The sequence below is a fragment of the Streptomyces sp. NPDC051320 genome (assembly GCF_040682175.1).
GTDB lineage: Bacteria > Actinomycetota > Actinomycetes > Streptomycetales > Streptomycetaceae > Streptomyces.
The window spans coordinates 63,606-79,051 of record NZ_JBFBAL010000014.1; the positions used below are offsets into that span (position 1 = coordinate 63,606).

The window sequence follows — 15,446 nt, forward strand, 5'->3', positions numbered from 1 at the left end:
GGGCCGGCCGGCCGTCGGTGGCAGTGGACCGGTACGGAACCGGTCCCGCCCGCGCACCGTCTGTGCTCGTGGCAGGGCGCGATGGAGAGGCACGGGGGATGCGGAACAGAACACTGCTGGTGGTGCTGGCGCTGCTGGTGATGCAGCTGGGATCGCTGGTGGCACCGGCATACGCCTGCGGGTGCGGCGCGATGGTGCACGACCCGTCGTCCCGGCTGAATGTGGACCGCGAGACCTCGGCGGTGCGCTGGGACGGCCGCAGCGAGCAGATCGTGATGAGTCTCCACGTCGAGGGGAACGCCAAGGAGGCCGCCTGGATCATGCCCGTGCCGCACCGGGCCACCGTCTCGCTCGGTGACGACGCGCTTTTCGACGCGCTGGAATCGGTCACCGCACCGGTGCACCGCGCCCGGTACTACTTCTGGCCGCACAGCGGCGACTGGCCCTTCGGCTCCGGCGCGGGTTCGGACGGCCCGACCGCCGCTCTCCCGGCATCCGGCACGTCCTCGGTCGGTGTGGTCGGCCGCGAGCAGCTGGGGCCGTTCGATGTCGCCCGGTTGACCGCCACCGACCCGAAGGCGCTGGGCAGTTGGCTCGAGCTGAACGGTTTCCGGCTGCCCGACGGGCTGTCGAAGGACTTGCAGCCCTACGTCGACCGGAAATGGGAGTACGTCGCGATCCGGCTGGCCCCCGAGCGCCCGGGCAGGCCACTGGCCGGGACCCTCGACCCGCTGCGGTTGAAGTTCGCCAGCGACCGGCTGGTCTATCCGATGCGGCTGTCACGGCGGGCGAAGACCCCTCAGTCGCTGGGCCTCTATGTGCTGGCCGCCCACCGGATGGAACCCTCCGGCGACATCGGCGGGCTACCGCCCGAGGTCACCTACGCGGGCAGGGCACCGTCCACCGGCGTACTCGGGCGGTTCGCGGACGGTGAGCGGTACCTGACCGCCGTGCAGCAGTCCTTCCCGGTCCCGTCCCGTATCGACGGTGACCACCGGTTGGTACGGGTCTCCTCCGACAAGCCGTTCCAGCGGGTGATCCACGACGACCGGCTGTTCACGGTGGCCGGCATGCCGGTCTGGCTGCTGACGGTGGGCGGCGGGCTGCTGCTGATCGTCATCACGGTGGTCCTGCTGGTGGCCGTGCGACGCCGGCGTCCCGTGGTTCCGCCCCGACCGGTGCACGCGCCGCCGCCGATCTTTTGACGTTGCTCTCGTCATCGCCCGCGTGGTGGGCCGGCCGGCCCGTACGGCAGGATGGAAGGCATGAGCGTCGTGAAGATCAACGTGCTGACCGTGCCCGACGACCAGCGGGCGGTCCTGGAGCAGCGGTTCGCCGCCCGCGCGGGATCGGTGGAGAACTCGGACGGTTTCGAGTGGTTCGAGCTGCTGCGCCCCGTCGAGGGCACCGACCAGTACCTCGTCTACACCCGTTGGGCCACCGAGGCGGACTTCGAGAAGTGGATGGCCACGTCGATGCGCGGTGCACACGGCGGCGGATCCGAAGGCACCGACCGTCCCAGGCCCGCCGCCTCCGGATCCGCCCTGTGGTCGTTCGAGGTCGTCCAGCAGGCGGCCCCGAAGTAACGCCTGATCAAAGCCTCAGCAGCCGCTCGGTCAACGCACGGTAGTCGCGGAGCAGGAGCCGCAGATCCTCCGTCGCCGGCCCCTGCTCCGTGCCCTTCCAGGCCGTACGGAGGGCGCTGCTCCGCTCGGTGAGGGTGCCGGTCATCCGGGTCACCGCCTCTTCGAAGATCCGGTCGGCCTGCTCGACCGCCTGCTCGGGGCTGTCGACGAAGCCGTTGACCGCCTGCTGAAGGCGCAGGGTCAGCCTGTCGCGTTCACCGGCCGGCAGGAGGGTCGGGGTGTCGCTTGCGGCGTCCGCGGGTTGCGGATGATCGAGCGGCTCGGCCGCTCCGGTTCGCTCGAGATGCCCGGTCGGCTCGGCCGCTCCGGTCCGCTCGAGGTGCCCCGTCGGCTCGCCCGCTCCGGTTCGCTCGAGGTGCCCGGTCGGCTCGCCCGCTCCTGTCCGCCCCCGGTCTCCGGCTGTCGCGGCCCGCTCCGGCCGGCTCCGGTCCCCGGCTGTCGCGGCCCGCTCCGGCCGGCTCTTCGCCGTCAGGTGTTTCACGGTCTCCGGCTGCTTCGGTTCGTACGTCATCAGGCACCGCTTCCCTTCACGTGCCGCCGCATCAGCAGCGTCTTCGGCCCGGTCTGCTCACGGCTCCGCACCCGCTCCGGATCGTGTGCCTCCGTAGCCACCAGTCGGCCGAAGAGTGCGCGTGCTTCGAGCATCGCTGTGCGCAGGTCTTCGGTACCGCCCTCGCCCCGCACCGACCGGTGCAGCGTGCGGTATCCGTCGATCTGGCCCGGGTGGTGGACGGAAAGCGCGGAGAGCTGTTCCTCGCGGTCGTCGGCGGGCGGGAAGCCCCGGTCCCCGGCGAGCGCGGCCAGCAGCTGTTCCGCGTCGGCGACCGCCGTCCGCGGGGAGTCGACGAACTGTTCCTGGAGTCCGGCCCAGCGGGCCACGTACTGCTCGCGCTGCTCCGCGGTGAGCGGACGGGTCTGCAGCGAGCCGTGTCGCTTCACCCGCTCACCCAGCTCGGTCTCGGCCGCCTTGGTGTCCCCGTCGTGCCGGGCGACCACCCTGTCGTACTCGGGGCCGAAACGGCGCTTCAGGCTGCCGTGCCCGGCCCGCTTGCCTGGCCGGCGGACCAAGACGGCGGCGACGGCGATGAGGATCACCGCGATCACGATGACGATCACGACTGTGGACATGAGTGCCTTCCCTGTACTCGGACGCTCTCGGATGTTCTCGAAAGAGGCTCGGCCGTACGGTTCGCGCACTGACCGCGTTGCCCGTAACTCGCGTGCGAAACGGCGCGGCCCTCCGTCAGACTGTCCGGCGTGAACTGGATCGTGACCGCCGAGTCCTTCGACACCGCTGATGCCCGCACCCTGCGCCGCGACTACTACGACGAGGTGGCCAGCCGTTACTGGCGGCGTCCCGCGACCGAGCAGGAGATCGACGAGGGGCTCGCCGACGACGGGGTGGAGCAGCTGGTGCCGCCCACCGGGGAGTTCCTGGTCGGGCGGCACGGCGGGAAGGCCGCATGCTGCGGCGGGGTGCTGCTCAGGGATGCGGAGACCGCCGAGCTCACCCGGGTTTTCGTCCGCCCCGCCCAGCGCGGTACCGGGGGTGGCGGGGCGCTGCTGCGCATGCTGGAGGATGCCGCACGCCGCCTCGGAGCCTGGCGCATGGTGCTGGACACCCGGCTCGACCTGGTGGAGGCCCGGGCGCTGTACACCCGGCACGGGTACCGCGAGATACCGGCGTACAAGTCAGGTCCGTACATGGAGATCTGGTACGGAAAAGGTCTCTGACGCCAGGCATCCGGCCGGCGGCCGCCGGTCAGACGGCCGGGGACCCCGCGGTCCGGGCCCGGCGCGGCCGCTCCGCGTCGGAGCCGCACAGCTCCTCGCTCAGCTCCGCGACCAGGGCGACCAGATCGGTCGGCCGTTCGGGTCCCCACCAGTCGCCGAGCAACTCGGCGAGGGACTCCTCGCGGGCCTTGGCCAGCCGGGCCGATGCGGTCACGCCCGGGTCGGCCAGGGTGAGGTTGACGCCTTCCCGGGCGGCCAGCCCGCGGCCCTCGAGCTGGCGGGCCGCTTCGATGATGGCCCGCAGCGAGACCGGTGAGATCTCGGCGAGTCTGCCCGGTTCGACCAGGCCGTGGCGTTTGATCCGGAGCAGCAGCCAGCTCGCCGCGGGGAGCAGATCGTAGCCCGCCTTCGCGGTGATTCTTTCGTAGATCTCGCGCCGTCCCTCCCGGCTGCCGAGCACCGAGAGGGCCCGCAGCACCTCGTCGTGGGACGACCGCTGGACCGGGTTGGACGCCAGGGTCTCGCTGGCCTCGGGGGTGGTGACCGATCCGCGCAGCGGATCCTCCTTGAGGAACCAGGCGACGACGAACGCCAGCAGCACCACCGGGACCGCGTACAGGAAGACGTCGGTGATGGAGGTCGCGTAGGCGTGCAGCACGGGAGGGCGCAGCCGCGACGGGAGTGTCCCGATGGCGCGCGGATCGGCTTCCAGCCGCTGCGCGCTCACCCCGGGTGGCAGGTTCTGTCCGGCGAGCGCGTCGGCGAGTTTGCCGCCGAGCCGGCTGGTGAAGATGGTGCCGAAGATCGCGACTCCGAACGAGGCCCCGATGGAGCGGAAAAAGGTCGCCCCGGAGGTGGCGACACCCAGGTCCTGGTAGCTCACCGCGTTCTGCACCGCGAGCACCAGCACCTGCATCACCAGACCGAGGCCCAGCCCGAAGACGAAGAAGTAGACACTCATCGTCAGGGTGGAGCTGGCCTCGCTCAGCCGGTGCAACAGCAGCAGTCCCAGCGCGGTGATGGCGGTGCCCGCGATCGGGAAGACCTTCCAGCGGCCGGTACGGCTGACGATCTGCCCCGACACGGTGGAGGACAGCAGCAGACCGAACACCATCGGCAGCATGTGAACGCCGGACAGGGTGGGGGTGATGCCGTGGACGACCTGGAGGAACGTCGGCAGATAGGTCATCGCGCCGAACATCGAGAAACCGACGATGAAGCTGATGACCGAACAGAGCAGAAAGGTCCTGATCCGGAAGAGCTTCAGCGGCAGCACCGGCTCGGCGGCCCGCCGTTCGACGTACAGGAAGGCGGCGAGCAGCAGCACGCCGAGGACCGCGAGGCCGATGATCTGCGCGGAGGCCCAGGGCCAGCTCGTACCGCCGAGCGAGGCGACCAGCACCAGGCAGGTGGCGACCGAGGCGATCAGGAGGGTGCCGAGGTAGTCGATGGTGTGCTTGGCCGAGCGGACCGGGATGTGCAGTACCGCGGCGATGACGGCGAGCGCGATGATGCCGATCGGGATGTTGATGTAGAAGACCCAGCGCCAGCTGAGGTGCTCGGTGAAGAAGCCGCCGAGCAGTGGTCCGAGCACGCTGGTCGCGCCGAAGACCGCGCCGAACAGCCCTTGGTACTTGCCGCGTTCGCGTGGCGGCACGATGTCGCCGACGATCGCCATCGACAGCACCATCAGACCGCCACCGCCGAGGCCCTGGAGTGCCCGGAAGCCGATGAGCTGCGGCATGTTCTGGGCGATGCCGCAGAGCGCGGAACCGATCAGAAAGATGACGATGGCGGTCTGGAAGAGTTTCTTGCGACCGTACTGGTCGCCGAGCTTCCCCCACAGCGGGGTGGCCGCCGTCGAGGCCAGCATGTAGGCCGTGACCACCCAGGCGAGGTGTTTCATCCCGCCGAGGTCGCTGACGATCGTGGGAAGTGCGGTGGAGACGATCGTCTGGTCGAGTGCGGCGATGAGCATGCCGAGCAGCAGGGCGCCGATGGCCACCAGGACGGCCCGCTGCGGCCGGCCGTCGGCCTCGGCGGGCGCCGTCGGTGGTGCCGCGGATTGCTGAGCCATGCCCTCCATCCTGGGGCTGCGGCATAATCGCCGCGAGTTCAAGGGGGTGGCCAAGTTGAGCCATGAGGAATTCGATCCACTGCGGGTCCGGCCGTACGTCCAGCTGCCCGATCCGGTACCGGATCCGGCGGACGACGTGGTGGGGGCGGCGTACACGACCCTGCCGATCCCGGCGGTACGGGCCGAGGAACCGGCCGCGGAGCCGGCCGGTCAGCCCGGCGCACGGGCGCCGTCGTCGTCGCAACGGCGGCGAAGACCGTTCGCCGTGTTCGCGGGCGGTGCGGGGGTGGTGGCGGTCCTGGGTGCGGCCGCGTTCGCCGCCGGGCTGTTCTCCGCCGACGACTCGGCGCAGGACCGCGCGCTGCCGGACACGGCCAGCACCGCACCGGACGAGCCGTTGCCGTCACCGGTCATGCCGTCGGCGTCGGCAACCCCCTCCGCCACACCGTCCACCGCGCGGCCTTCGCCGTCCGCCTCGCCGTCCGTGCACCCGAGCACGCCCCACCCGAGTGCGACGGCGACGGCCTCCGCGGTCTCCTCGCCCTCCCCCTCGATCACCGCCCGGGTCACCGCCGAGGTGTCGGAGCCCAGCAGCCCGGCGCCGGCCCACGGGGTACTGCGGCGCGGGGACAGCGGACCGGGCGTCGTGAACCTGCAGCAGCGGATGAACCAGGTGTACGTCTACCGCGGCCCCGCCGACGGCCTGTTCGACCAGGACGTGGAGGAGGCGGTGGGCCGGTACCAGTCCTGGATGGGTATCCAGGACGATCCGCCGGGGGTGTACGGGCCGGCGACCCGGCGCGCTCTGGAGGCGGCGACCCAGCAGAGCCGGTGACTGACCAGGCACGCTGGCGCGGACCTTCCTTGTTTTGTACCCTACGGAAACAAAGTGGTCCTGCCCGTACTCCCTGACCGGCGGGTGGGACCGCCTTGTTCCTGCCGACGGCCGGCGTCTTTGTACCATGGGGAAACAAACCACGGCCGCCGCAGTAAGGAAAACCCGTTGAGCACCTCAGACCAAGTCCCAGCCGTGAAGGCCGTCGGTTCCTGCAAGGCCGTGCTGCTCGACATGGACGGCACCCTGGTGAACTCCGACGCCGCCGTCGAGCGCATCTGGCACCGGTGGGCCGTGGCGCACGGTCTGGATCCGCAGGAGGCCCTCAAGGTGGTGCACGGTCGGCAGGGGTACGCCACCATGGCCGTGCTGCTCCCGGAGCGCCCGATGGAGGAGAACTACGCGGACAACCGCGAGATGCTGGCCCTGGAGACGGCGGACACCGAGGGCGTGGTGCCGGTGGCCGGTGCTCCCGAGTTCATGGCGTCACTGGCCGGTCTGCCGCATGCCCTGGTCACCTCGGCGGACGAGGCGCTGGCGCAGGCCCGGATGACCGCATCGGGTCTGCCGATGCCGCGCGTCCGGGTCACCGCGGAGGACGTCGGGGCCAGCAAGCCGGACCCGGAGGGCTTCCTCAAGGGCGCGGCCGAGCTGGGCTTCGCCCCGGCGGACTGCATCGTCTTCGAGGACTCGGAGGCCGGCATCCGGGCCGGTCTGGCGGCCGGCATGCGGGTGGTGGGCGTCGGCCCGCGGGCCGCAGCGCACGCCCCCACCGTGCAGGTGCGCGACCTGACACAGGTCCGCGTCGAGCGCGCAGCCGACGGCTCGTTGGACGTACGCGTCTCGGACTGACCGCGGCGCGGCCCACCCCCCGGAGACAGGGCGGTGGGCCGCACCGGCTGCAAGGGCCGTACCGGCGAAACGGGAGGGCCCCGCCGCCTCGGCCCGCGCGGACCGGCAGGGCCCCGCCCGGCTCAGCCCGCGATCGCCTCATAGAGGCTGAACCCGGCGAGCAGCAGCATCAGGCCGGCCGCGACCTTGGTGATCAGCTTGAGCGGCACGTGCTTCATCAGCTTCCGGCCGCCGAGGATGCCCAGTCCGGCCACCGCCCAGAGCGCCAGCACCGCGCCGATGCCGACGGAGACCGGACTGTCGTAGCGGGCCGCCAGATTGGCCGTCATGATCTGCGTCAGGTCACCGAACTCGGCGACCAGAATCAGCGTGAAACCGGCCCCGGCGACCTTCCAGAAGGACTGATCCGCGGGGGGCTTGACCTCTTCGTCCTCGTCGTCCTTCTTGAACAGCAGCATCGCGGCGCCCGCCAGGAACAGCACGCCGACGATCGCCTGCAGCAGCCGGTGCGGGATCAGGGTCAGCACGCTGCCCGCCGCGATGGCGAGCGCGACGTGCACCGCGAAGGCGGCGGCCACTCCGACGAAGACGTAGGAGGCGCGGTAGCGGGTGCCCAGCATCAGACCGGCGAGGGCCGTCTTGTCCGGGAGTTCGGCGAGAAAGACCACACCGAAGGTGATCGCCAGGATCGTGAAGCTGATCACGGGTTGTTTTTCCTCAATCGGTCGGGGCTGCCCGTACCGAGATGACCCGACCCGGAGAAATCACCCGGACAAAAAGGGTCGCTTCGGCACGGCAGCATCAATAGGACACTGCGGCCGAAGGTCTCGCTGGCGGATCTCCAAGAAGTTCCGCCTCCGGGCGCCGGCCGAACCGAGGTTCAGCAGTATGTCGACGTTCCGGCGAAGAGCTACTCCCCTTCTGCTCCGTCCAGGGTACGGCACCTGATCACCGGTTCAGCCGCCCCCTGGCCACCAGCTCGAGCACCACGGCGACCGCCACCGCCTGCACCGCGCACAGCGCGACCAGCACAAACAGCTGCACCGCTCCCGCCAGCACCGGGGACGCGCCGCCCAGCAGCATGCCGACGAAGGCACCGGGAAGTGTGACCAGACCCACGGTCCTGGTCTGGTCGAGCCCCGGCAACAGCGCGTCGGAAGCGGCGGTCCTGGCGATCTCCAGACGCGCTTCCCGGTCCAGCAGCCCGAGCGCCATCCCGGCCTCGACCTCGCCCCGCCGCATCGCCAGCTCGTCCAGCGCGCGCCGCCCGCCGAGTACGGTCGCGGTGAGCGCGCCGCCGATCAGGATGCCGGTGACCGGGATGACGGCGATGCCGTGCAGCGGTACCAGGCCGGTCAGCAACAGCACCCCCACCACCGGGAACACGCCGGCCGCGATGGGCACCGCGACCCACCACCAGGTCCCGTTCCGCGTGACGCGGCGCCCGGCGGTCCGTACCGCGACCGCGTACATCAGCACCACGAAGCCGTACGAGAGTCCGGATCGCACCACCCAGCCGATCAGCAGCGCGACGGCCGCGAGCTGGATCGCCGCCCGGGCACCCGCGGTGAGGATCTGCCGGCCGTGGCCCAGACTCGCCAGGGCCGCCACCGCGGCCGCAACCAGCAGCAGTGCGGCGAGGACGACTCCGAGGGTGACGTTGACCGGTAGCAGCACGCCGTCAACCGTACGGCGGAGCGCGGGCGGTGGCGGTGCGTCGGGCCGGCTCCGCATCGACACCGTCCCAGGTCTTGATATGACGTGCACATGTCGCCACGCTGTTACCTGGCGCTCACCCCGGGGAAACCCCGCGCCGCCACGCTGATCCAGCCAGATCGGCAACAGCCCCCCACCCCATGGGAGTTCGCATGTCAGGTGTCTACGCGCGTCGAATAGCCGTTCTCGCGGCAACCGCGGGCCTCACCGTCGCCGGCCTCGTCACCGCACCCGCCGCCCAGGCCGCGCTGCCCACCCCGGTGAGCGCCTCGACCGCGAGGAGCTACCTCAGCTCCCTCACGGTCAAGGCCGAGGGTTCGTCCGACGGCTACAGCCGCGACAAGTTCCCGCACTGGATCACCCAGTCCGGTTCCTGCGACACCCGCGAGGTGGTGCTCAAACGCGACGGCACCAATGTCGTACAGAGCTCTACCTGTGCGGCCACCAGCGGCAGTTGGTACTCCGAGTACGACGGCGCGACCTGGACCGCGTCCAGCGACGTGGACATCGACCACATGGTCCCGCTCGCCGAGGCCTGGCGCTCCGGTGCCAGCAGCTGGACCACCGCACGGCGGCAGTCGTACGCCAACGACCTGACCCGGCCCCAGCTCATCGCCGTCACCGACAACGTCAACCAGTCCAAGGGGGACCGGGATCCGGCCGAGTGGCTGCCCCCGCGGACCGCGTACCGGTGCACCTACGCGCGGGCCTGGGTCCAGGTGAAGCACTACTACGGCCTCACCGTCGATTCGGCCGAGAAGACCGCGCTGCAGGGCGTGCTGAACAACTGCTGAACCACCGCTCGTGCCGTATGCCGCCGTTATTCCGTACCGTACGGAACGACGGAGGAGGACATTCATGACCGAACTGCGACTGGGACCGCTGCTGAGGTACGTCGACTGGACCGGGGGTGGCTCCGCGACCATCTGGGTCGAGACCGACCGCGCGTGCACCGCCGAGGTGCGCTGCGCGGACGGCGCCGGCGGCGAGTCCGCCACCTTCCTGATCGCGGGCCACCACTACGCGCTGGTGCCGGTGACCGGTCTGACGCCCGACACCACCACGGCGTACGAGGTGCTGCTCGACGGGGAGCCGGTGTGGCCGCCGGCCGACTCGGCCTTCCCGGCCAGCACCATCCGTACCCCGGGAGCGGCGGCCGAAGAGGCGCGGGTCTCCTTCGGATCCTGCCGCTGGGCGGCCCCGGCCGCCGGGGAATCCGACCCGGTCGGACCTGACGCCCTGGACACCCTCGCGGTCCGCCTGGCCGCCGAGCCCACAGCCGAGCGCCCGGACGTCCTGCTGCTGCTCGGCGACCAGGTGTACGCGGACGAGGTGTCCGCCGACACCCGGGAGTGGCTGGCCACCCGCCGCGACCTGGCAGTGGATCCCGGCGCCCAGGTGACGGACTACGAGGAGTACACCCGCCTCTACTACGAGTCCTGGCTCGACCCCGAGGTGCGGTGGCTGCTGTCCACCGTCCCCAGCTGCATGATCTTCGACGACCACGATGTCACCGACGACTGGAACACCAGCGCCGCCTGGGTGGCGGACATGCGCAGGAAACCGTGGTGGCAGGGGCGGATCCTCAGCGCGCTGATGTCGTACTGGGTGTATCAGCACCTCGGCAATCTCTCCCCGGAGGAGCTGGCGGCCGACAAGCTCTACGCCGCCGTCCGTGAAGCCCCGGACGGCACCGGCCTGTTGCGCGAGTTCGCCGCCTCCGCCGATACGGAACCGTCCCTGCACCGCTGGAGCTACCGCCGCGACTTCGGCCGGACCCGCCTGCTGATGGTCGACTCCCGCGCGGGACGGGTGCTGGATGAGCGGAACCGGTCGATGATCGACGACGTGGAGGCGGACTGGCTGCGCGAGCAGTCGCTGGAAGCACCGGGGACCTTCGACCATCTGCTGATCGGCACCTCACTGCCCTGGCTGCTGCCCCCGCTGATCCATGACGCGGAGAGCTGGGACTCGGCGCTGTGCGCCGGGGTGCGCGGCGATCGCTGGGCGCGCCGGGGCGAGAAGCTGCGCAGGGCTGCGGACCTGGAGCACTGGGCCGCCTTCCCGGAGTCCTTCGTACGGTTGACCCGGCTGATCGCCCGGGTGGGCACGGGCGAGGACGCTCCGGCCACCATCTGTGTCCTGTCGGGCGATGTGCACCACGCGTACATCACCGAACCGCACTGGCCGGCCGGCCCGGGGAGTACCGGACCGGACTCCCGGGTGCTGCAGCTGACCTGCTCCCCCGTGCACAACAAGGTCCCGGCGTACATGAAGTTCGGCTTCCGCTTCGGCTGGAGCCGAGTGGGCCGGGCACTGGGCCGGGTGCTGATCCGGCACGGGCGGCTGGCCGAGCCGCCCGTGCGCTGGCGCAAGCAGGGCGGCCCGTGGTTCGGCAACCAGCTGATGACACTGGACCTGCGCGGCCGCAAGGCCCGGCTGCGCCTCGTTCAAGCGCGCGGGGACAGCGCCGACGCCCGGCTGGAGACGGTGCTGGACACCGACCTCACCGGCAATCGGTGAGACGCACCCGGCCCCGGCCCGCCAGGGCGCAAGCACCGGGCGTACGCTGTACGGCTGTACTGCCGCTTCTGCTTTCCCCCGTCTCTCCGTGAGCAGGGGACGTCACCTTCCCTGCGAGACGCGGCTTGCTTGCCGACGAGCCGTGGAGAACAAGTGCTGGAGAGTGTGCGGTCGCTGACCGACAGTCCATGGATCTATGCCGTGGTCGCGCTCTCCGTCGTCCTCGACGTCTTCGTCCCGGTGCTGCCCAGCGGTGTCCTGGTGATCACCGCGGCCACCGCCGCCGCCGCGGGCTCCACCACCGTGGCCGGCGAAGTCCCGCACAACGTCCCCGATCTGCTCGCACTGATGGCCTGCGCCACCGTCGCCTCGATCCTGGGCGACCTGGTTGCGTACCGGCTGGCCTGGCGCGGCGGTGAGCGGCTCGACCGGGCCATTGCCCGGTCCCGACGGCTGACCCGCGCACAGGAACGCCTCGGCGCGGCTCTCGCCAGGGGCGGCGGCCTGCTCGTCGTCATAGCCCGCTTCGCCCCGGCCGGCCGCTCGATCGTCTCCCTCGGCGCCGGCGCGGCCCACCGCAAGGCCAAGGAGTTCCTGCCCTGGTCCGCCCTGGCGGGCGCCGCCTGGGCCGGATACAGCGTGGGGCTCGGCTACTTCGGCGGCCAGTGGCTGGGCGCCGGCTGGCTGGGCACCGCGGTGTCCGTACTCGCCCTCTTCGGCGCCGGATCACTGGCCGCCCTCGTCATGCGCCGCCCGGCCGCGACGGCTACGGCGTCCTGACGCCGCCCCGCACCTCCAGCTCATCGAGCAGCCGCCCGGTCGCGGCGGCGATCTCGTCCACGGCCCGGTCGAATACCTCGCGGTTGTGCGCGGCGGGGGCCCGGAAGCCGGAGACCTTCCGCACGTACTGGAGCGCGGCGGCCCTGATCTCCTCCTCGGTGGCTTCTTCGGGGAGGACGGGCGGGCGGAGTGTTTTGATACTGCGGCACATGCCTCCAGTCTCACTCGGTTCCCTCGAAATTGTCGCGGGTCGTGAGGGAGAAGATGCCCCGGCACCCGCGGGGCGGCGTCCTCCGCATCCGTGCGGTCGGTGCCGGGGAATGGGTCGGGCGGGACGGCGCCGGTACGGCCGCTACCGGGGTCGACGGGGCTCGATGGGCGGGATGCGGTAGGTCCCGTCCAGCACCTCCTGCCGGGGTGTGTAGAGCCGGAGCAGGGGCCGGAAGGCACCTGCGGGGGCGGGCAGCCAGTTGGCGGCCCCGGCGGGGTCCTCGGGGCGATCCCGCTGGATGTACACGGTCAGCGAACCGTCCTCGCCGTGCACCAGGCCGGGGGTCCGGTCGCCGATGGAGTAGCGGTCGGCGGGGTTGTCGACGAGGTAGTAGTCCGGGGTCTCGTACATGGTGAGGGACCAGAACGACTCCACCGGGGGCGGCCGGTCGAAGCGCAGGGTGTAGGCGTGTTCGCCGGTGAGCCACTGTCCCTCCGCGTCCCGGAAGGTGTGCGCGGACACCGCCTCGTAACCGTGGTCGCCCCACAGGGCGGTCCGCGCGGCCACCGCCCGGGTCAGGTACGACGCCTCGCGGTCCGCGATCCGCCACTCCGGCGAGTCGTGGGTGCCGATGCCGAACCAGTCCAGGTTGTAGTCGAAGAGGTGCGGGTCCAGCTGCCAGGCCCCGGGGTCCCGGTCGTCGTCCGCGGGAGTGGGACGGGATGCCTTCTCGACGCGTTCGGTGCCGCGCTTCAGTCCTTCGGCCAGCGCCCTGACGATCCCCGGTTCAGCGGTGGCGTACGGCGAAGGGCCCTCCTCCAGCAACCCCAGCGGCTGGAAGCGGTCCTGGTACGCACGATCGGCCGCGGCGGGCGGGAAGCCGGCCATCCAGACCCTGAGCTGCTCGAAGAACCGCAGCACCCCGGGTACGCCCGGCTCCGGGGCCGGCAGGCCGGTGCGGTGCCGGTGCCCGTCGAGCGGGGTGAGGGTGAACTGCCGTTGCAGGGCCTGGACCCGCGGAATGTCGGCAGGCCCCGCGCAGGCGTTGCGTCCGACGATGGTGACCATGGCGGTGGGGGCGTCGATCACCCCCCGCACGTCCTCAGGTGTCCGTCCCGCCCAGCCGGGCGGGACGATCAGCCAGTCGCCCTCACCGGTGCCGGTGGCGCGGCGCCCGAGGTAGGCGAAGTTGTTGGTCCAGGCGTCGACGAACTGCAGGACGTAGTACGCCCCGGCGGTGTCCGGTACGTGCAGCCGTAGCGGCCCTCCGCTGAGGTCCAGCTGCGCGATCGAGTACAGCGTGTCGTTGTTCACCGAGACGAAGTGCGCTGCGGGCGTGGCCAGTCGGGAGGAGTGGGCGAACGCGTTGAAGGACGCGGGCGGCAGCGCGCCGAAGCCGTTGCGCAGTGCGTTCTGGACCATGGAGAGATCGAAGACCAGCGGGTAGCCGTAGACGTACGCCTCGGCGGCGAGTTCGGTGCGGTCACTCATCCCGGGGCTCCTGTCGGCGACGCACGGAGAGTTCCGATTCTGTGCGTCGAGGCTGCGGCGGGCGACTCGGGGGCGGCCATTCGGGTGAGGTGCCGCCGTTGAGGCAGAGGGGCGGGGCGGGTGGAGGACGGGGGCGCATTAATGGCGGCTTAAGACACTCTTATGCAACCACCTTGCAGAACATAGGCACAGGTCAAGGAACGTTTTTCCGGAATGCTCAACCATTGGCCCCGGCCGTCACTCTGCGTACGATCAGACTCCATCGACCGCAGCCAGTGGCGTCCAGAGAGCGCTCTCAGGCCGGGTCGCCCATTCCCCGGATCCTCCCCCCACCGCGAGACACCGCATGGAAGGAACCACCCCATGACCCCCCGCCATCACCGCCCGATCACCCGTCGTAAGTTGCTCACCGCGCTGGCCGGCGCCGCCGTGGCCGGTCCGGCGATCGCCGTGGTCGCTCCGCACGCCCTCGCCTCGGTGGCCCCGGGCGGCGGGGCGTCCCCGAAGGCGGCGGGCGCGCTCCCGCTGAAGATCGTCAACAACACCGGCTCGTACGCGAATTCAGCCGTGTACCTCTACGTCGTCGGCAACCAGGACGGCAAGCAGGTCCGGGTCACCCCGGACGGTGCGCTCGCCCCGATATCCCTCTCGGACAACGGCTCGGACGGCTTCACGGACTACGCCATAGCCCTCGCCGGCAGCGGCGCGACAACGCTGTCACTGCCGTACATGTCCGGGCGGATCTATGTGGCGTTGGGCGACAAACTCAAGTTCAAGGCGGTGGCGGACGGTAACGGCAATCCGGCCCTGCAGTATCCGGCGGGCTGGGTGAAGTCCGATCCCAGCTACTCCGTGCTGCACGATTGCGCCGAGTTCACCTACAACGCGTCCGGGATGTTCTGCAACACCACCATGGTCGACATGTTCAGTGTCCCGCTGAGCATCGAACTGACCGGCGCCAAGGACCAGACCACCGGCACACTGCGGGACGGCGGGCGCGCCCAGGCCTTCGCCGCCGTCAAGGCGGTCCCGGAGTTCGCGCCGCTGGTGGTGGACGATCTGCGCATCATCGCGCCCGGGCACGGCCTGGACGCGGGGATCTTCGCCAGTGACTACTTCGCCCCGTACATCGACCAGGTGTGGAGCACCTACGCCGGCCGGGACCTCACCATCACCACCAACGCCGGCGCCTTCACCGGCCGGGTCAGCGGCGGCCGGTTGGCCTTCAAGGGGCCGGCCTCGGTCTCCTTCGACAAGCCGTCCACCCGCGACGTGCTCTTCTGCGACGGCAAACTGGCCGCGCCCAACGACGGGACGACCGGTCCGGTCGCCGCCGTACTCGGTGCCGGCTTCAACCGGTCCACCCTGGTGGGCAGCGCCGCGCAGCCCACCACGGACCCGGCCGGCTTCTACGGTGCGGCCGTCACCAACCACTACGCCAAGGCGATCCACGCGGCGACCGAGGACGGCAAGGCCTACGGCTTCGCCTTCGACGACGTGGCCGACTTCGCCTCGTACATCCAGGACACGGCGCCGACCGGCATCCAGCTGACGCTGACACCCTTGGGATAGCCACCTGGC

Annotated in this window: 16 protein-coding genes; 9 read left to right on the forward strand and 7 right to left on the reverse strand. The window is 70.9% G+C overall.

All coding sequences use genetic code 11. The annotated features are described in order from the left end of the window. The first annotated feature begins 98 nt into the window (after positions 1–98). Positions 99–1,205 (forward strand): DUF2330 domain-containing protein, encoded by a 1,107-nt coding sequence (locus AB0M87_RS27195; protein ID WP_365857399.1) that lies wholly within the window; start codon positions 99–101, stop codon positions 1,203–1,205. A 60-nt stretch (positions 1,206–1,265) separates the two neighbouring features. After that, complete coding sequence (locus AB0M87_RS27200; RefSeq protein ID WP_365857401.1) at positions 1,266–1,586, forward strand: antibiotic biosynthesis monooxygenase; 321 nt, start codon at positions 1,266–1,268, stop codon at positions 1,584–1,586. A 7-nt stretch (positions 1,587–1,593) separates the two neighbouring features. Here AB0M87_RS27200 and AB0M87_RS27205 read toward each other — a convergent pair whose 3' ends face one another. Then, complete coding sequence (locus tag AB0M87_RS27205; protein ID WP_365857403.1) at positions 1,594–2,157, reverse strand: hypothetical protein; 564 nt, start codon at positions 2,155–2,157, stop codon at positions 1,594–1,596. Continuing rightward, positions 2,157–2,774 carry a hypothetical protein gene (locus AB0M87_RS27210; RefSeq protein WP_365857405.1) on the reverse strand — a complete coding sequence of 206 codons (618 nt, stop codon included), beginning with the start codon at positions 2,772–2,774 and terminating at the stop codon, positions 2,157–2,159. The genes AB0M87_RS27205 and AB0M87_RS27210 overlap by 1 nt, the downstream gene beginning before the upstream one ends. Before the next feature lie 129 nt (positions 2,775–2,903). Here AB0M87_RS27210 and AB0M87_RS27215 point away from each other — a divergent pair, with 129 nt between their 5' ends. Next, positions 2,904–3,380: a GNAT family N-acetyltransferase gene (locus tag AB0M87_RS27215; protein ID WP_365857407.1), complete on the forward strand. Its 477-nt coding sequence runs from the start codon at positions 2,904–2,906 to the stop codon at positions 3,378–3,380. 28 nt (positions 3,381–3,408) lie between these two features. On the opposite strand, the gene AB0M87_RS27220 is transcribed toward AB0M87_RS27215, so the two are convergent. Further along, entirely contained in the window at positions 3,409–5,457 is a 2,049-nt protein-coding gene (locus tag AB0M87_RS27220) for an MDR family MFS transporter (protein ID WP_365857409.1), read from the reverse strand. On the opposite strand from AB0M87_RS27220, the gene AB0M87_RS27225 reads away from it, so the two are divergent. Both AB0M87_RS27225 and AB0M87_RS27230 read left to right on the forward strand, forming a co-directional pair. Next, on the forward strand, positions 5,456–6,292 hold the full coding sequence (locus tag AB0M87_RS27225) for a peptidoglycan-binding protein (RefSeq protein WP_365857411.1): 837 nt from the start codon (positions 5,456–5,458) through the stop codon (positions 6,290–6,292). The genes AB0M87_RS27220 and AB0M87_RS27225 overlap by 2 nt on opposite strands. A gap of 168 nt (positions 6,293–6,460) precedes the next feature. Continuing rightward, positions 6,461–7,144 carry an HAD-IA family hydrolase gene (locus AB0M87_RS27230; RefSeq protein WP_365857413.1) on the forward strand — a complete coding sequence of 228 codons (684 nt, stop codon included), beginning with the start codon at positions 6,461–6,463 and terminating at the stop codon, positions 7,142–7,144. Positions 7,145–7,266: 122 nt separating this feature from the next. On the opposite strand, the gene AB0M87_RS27235 is transcribed toward AB0M87_RS27230, so the two are convergent. Beyond that, a complete protein-coding gene (locus tag AB0M87_RS27235; RefSeq protein ID WP_365857415.1) occupies positions 7,267–7,848 on the reverse strand; it encodes a TMEM165/GDT1 family protein in 582 nt (193 codons plus the stop codon). 244 nt (positions 7,849–8,092) lie between these two features. After that, positions 8,093–8,821, reverse strand: a complete 729-nt coding sequence (locus AB0M87_RS27240) for an ABC transporter permease (RefSeq protein ID WP_365857417.1) — start codon at positions 8,819–8,821, stop codon at positions 8,093–8,095. A gap of 191 nt (positions 8,822–9,012) precedes the next feature. On the opposite strand from AB0M87_RS27240, the gene AB0M87_RS27245 reads away from it, so the two are divergent. From AB0M87_RS27245 to AB0M87_RS27255, 3 genes are all read left to right on the forward strand, one after another. Further along, the gene (locus AB0M87_RS27245) at positions 9,013–9,654 is read left to right on the forward strand and encodes an HNH endonuclease family protein (RefSeq protein WP_365857419.1); all 642 of its coding nucleotides are present in this window, start codon (positions 9,013–9,015) and stop codon (positions 9,652–9,654) included. 64 nt (positions 9,655–9,718) lie between these two features. Next, a complete protein-coding gene (locus AB0M87_RS27250) occupies positions 9,719–11,383 on the forward strand; it encodes an alkaline phosphatase D family protein (protein ID WP_365857421.1) in 1,665 nt (554 codons plus the stop codon). A gap of 153 nt (positions 11,384–11,536) precedes the next feature. After that, positions 11,537–12,163: a VTT domain-containing protein gene (locus tag AB0M87_RS27255; protein WP_365857423.1), complete on the forward strand. Its 627-nt coding sequence runs from the start codon at positions 11,537–11,539 to the stop codon at positions 12,161–12,163. Here AB0M87_RS27255 and AB0M87_RS27260 read toward each other — a convergent pair. Continuing rightward, complete coding sequence (locus AB0M87_RS27260) at positions 12,150–12,374, reverse strand: DUF2277 domain-containing protein (protein ID WP_365857425.1); 225 nt, start codon at positions 12,372–12,374, stop codon at positions 12,150–12,152. The two genes, AB0M87_RS27255 and AB0M87_RS27260, sit on opposite strands and share 14 nt — an antisense overlap. A 141-nt stretch (positions 12,375–12,515) precedes the next feature. Further along, positions 12,516–13,865: a DUF1254 domain-containing protein gene (locus tag AB0M87_RS27265; protein WP_365857427.1), complete on the reverse strand. Its 1,350-nt coding sequence runs from the start codon at positions 13,863–13,865 to the stop codon at positions 12,516–12,518. Positions 13,866–14,228: 363 nt separating this feature from the next. Between AB0M87_RS27265 and AB0M87_RS27270 the strand changes: the two genes are divergently transcribed. Next, positions 14,229–15,437 carry a beta-1,3-glucanase family protein gene (locus AB0M87_RS27270; RefSeq protein WP_365857429.1) on the forward strand — a complete coding sequence of 403 codons (1,209 nt, stop codon included), beginning with the start codon at positions 14,229–14,231 and terminating at the stop codon, positions 15,435–15,437. Positions 15,438–15,446: the final 9 nt, after the last annotated feature.

Bases quoted from the DNA above. Each gene is read 5' to 3' on its own strand.
- AB0M87_RS27195 (WP_365857399.1), top strand. From the start codon at position 99: ATGCGGAACAGAACACTGCTGGTGGTGCTGGCGCTGCTGGTGATGCAG.
- AB0M87_RS27200 (WP_365857401.1), top strand. From the start codon at position 1,266: ATGAGCGTCGTGAAGATCAACGTGCTGACCGTGCCCGACGACCAGCGG.
- AB0M87_RS27205 (WP_365857403.1), bottom strand. From the start codon at position 2,157: ATGACGTACGAACCGAAGCAGCCGGAGACCGTGAAACACCTGACGGCG.
- AB0M87_RS27210 (WP_365857405.1), bottom strand. From the start codon at position 2,774: ATGTCCACAGTCGTGATCGTCATCGTGATCGCGGTGATCCTCATCGCC.
- AB0M87_RS27225 (WP_365857411.1), top strand. From the start codon at position 5,456: ATGCCCTCCATCCTGGGGCTGCGGCATAATCGCCGCGAGTTCAAGGGG.
- AB0M87_RS27220 (WP_365857409.1), bottom strand. From the start codon at position 5,457: ATGGCTCAGCAATCCGCGGCACCACCGACGGCGCCCGCCGAGGCCGAC.
- AB0M87_RS27245 (WP_365857419.1), top strand. From the start codon at position 9,013: ATGTCAGGTGTCTACGCGCGTCGAATAGCCGTTCTCGCGGCAACCGCG.
- AB0M87_RS27250 (WP_365857421.1), top strand. From the start codon at position 9,719: ATGACCGAACTGCGACTGGGACCGCTGCTGAGGTACGTCGACTGGACC.
- AB0M87_RS27260 (WP_365857425.1), bottom strand. From the start codon at position 12,374: ATGTGCCGCAGTATCAAAACACTCCGCCCGCCCGTCCTCCCCGAAGAA.
- AB0M87_RS27265 (WP_365857427.1), bottom strand. From the start codon at position 13,865: ATGAGTGACCGCACCGAACTCGCCGCCGAGGCGTACGTCTACGGCTAC.
- AB0M87_RS27270 (WP_365857429.1), top strand. From the start codon at position 14,229: ATGACCCCCCGCCATCACCGCCCGATCACCCGTCGTAAGTTGCTCACC.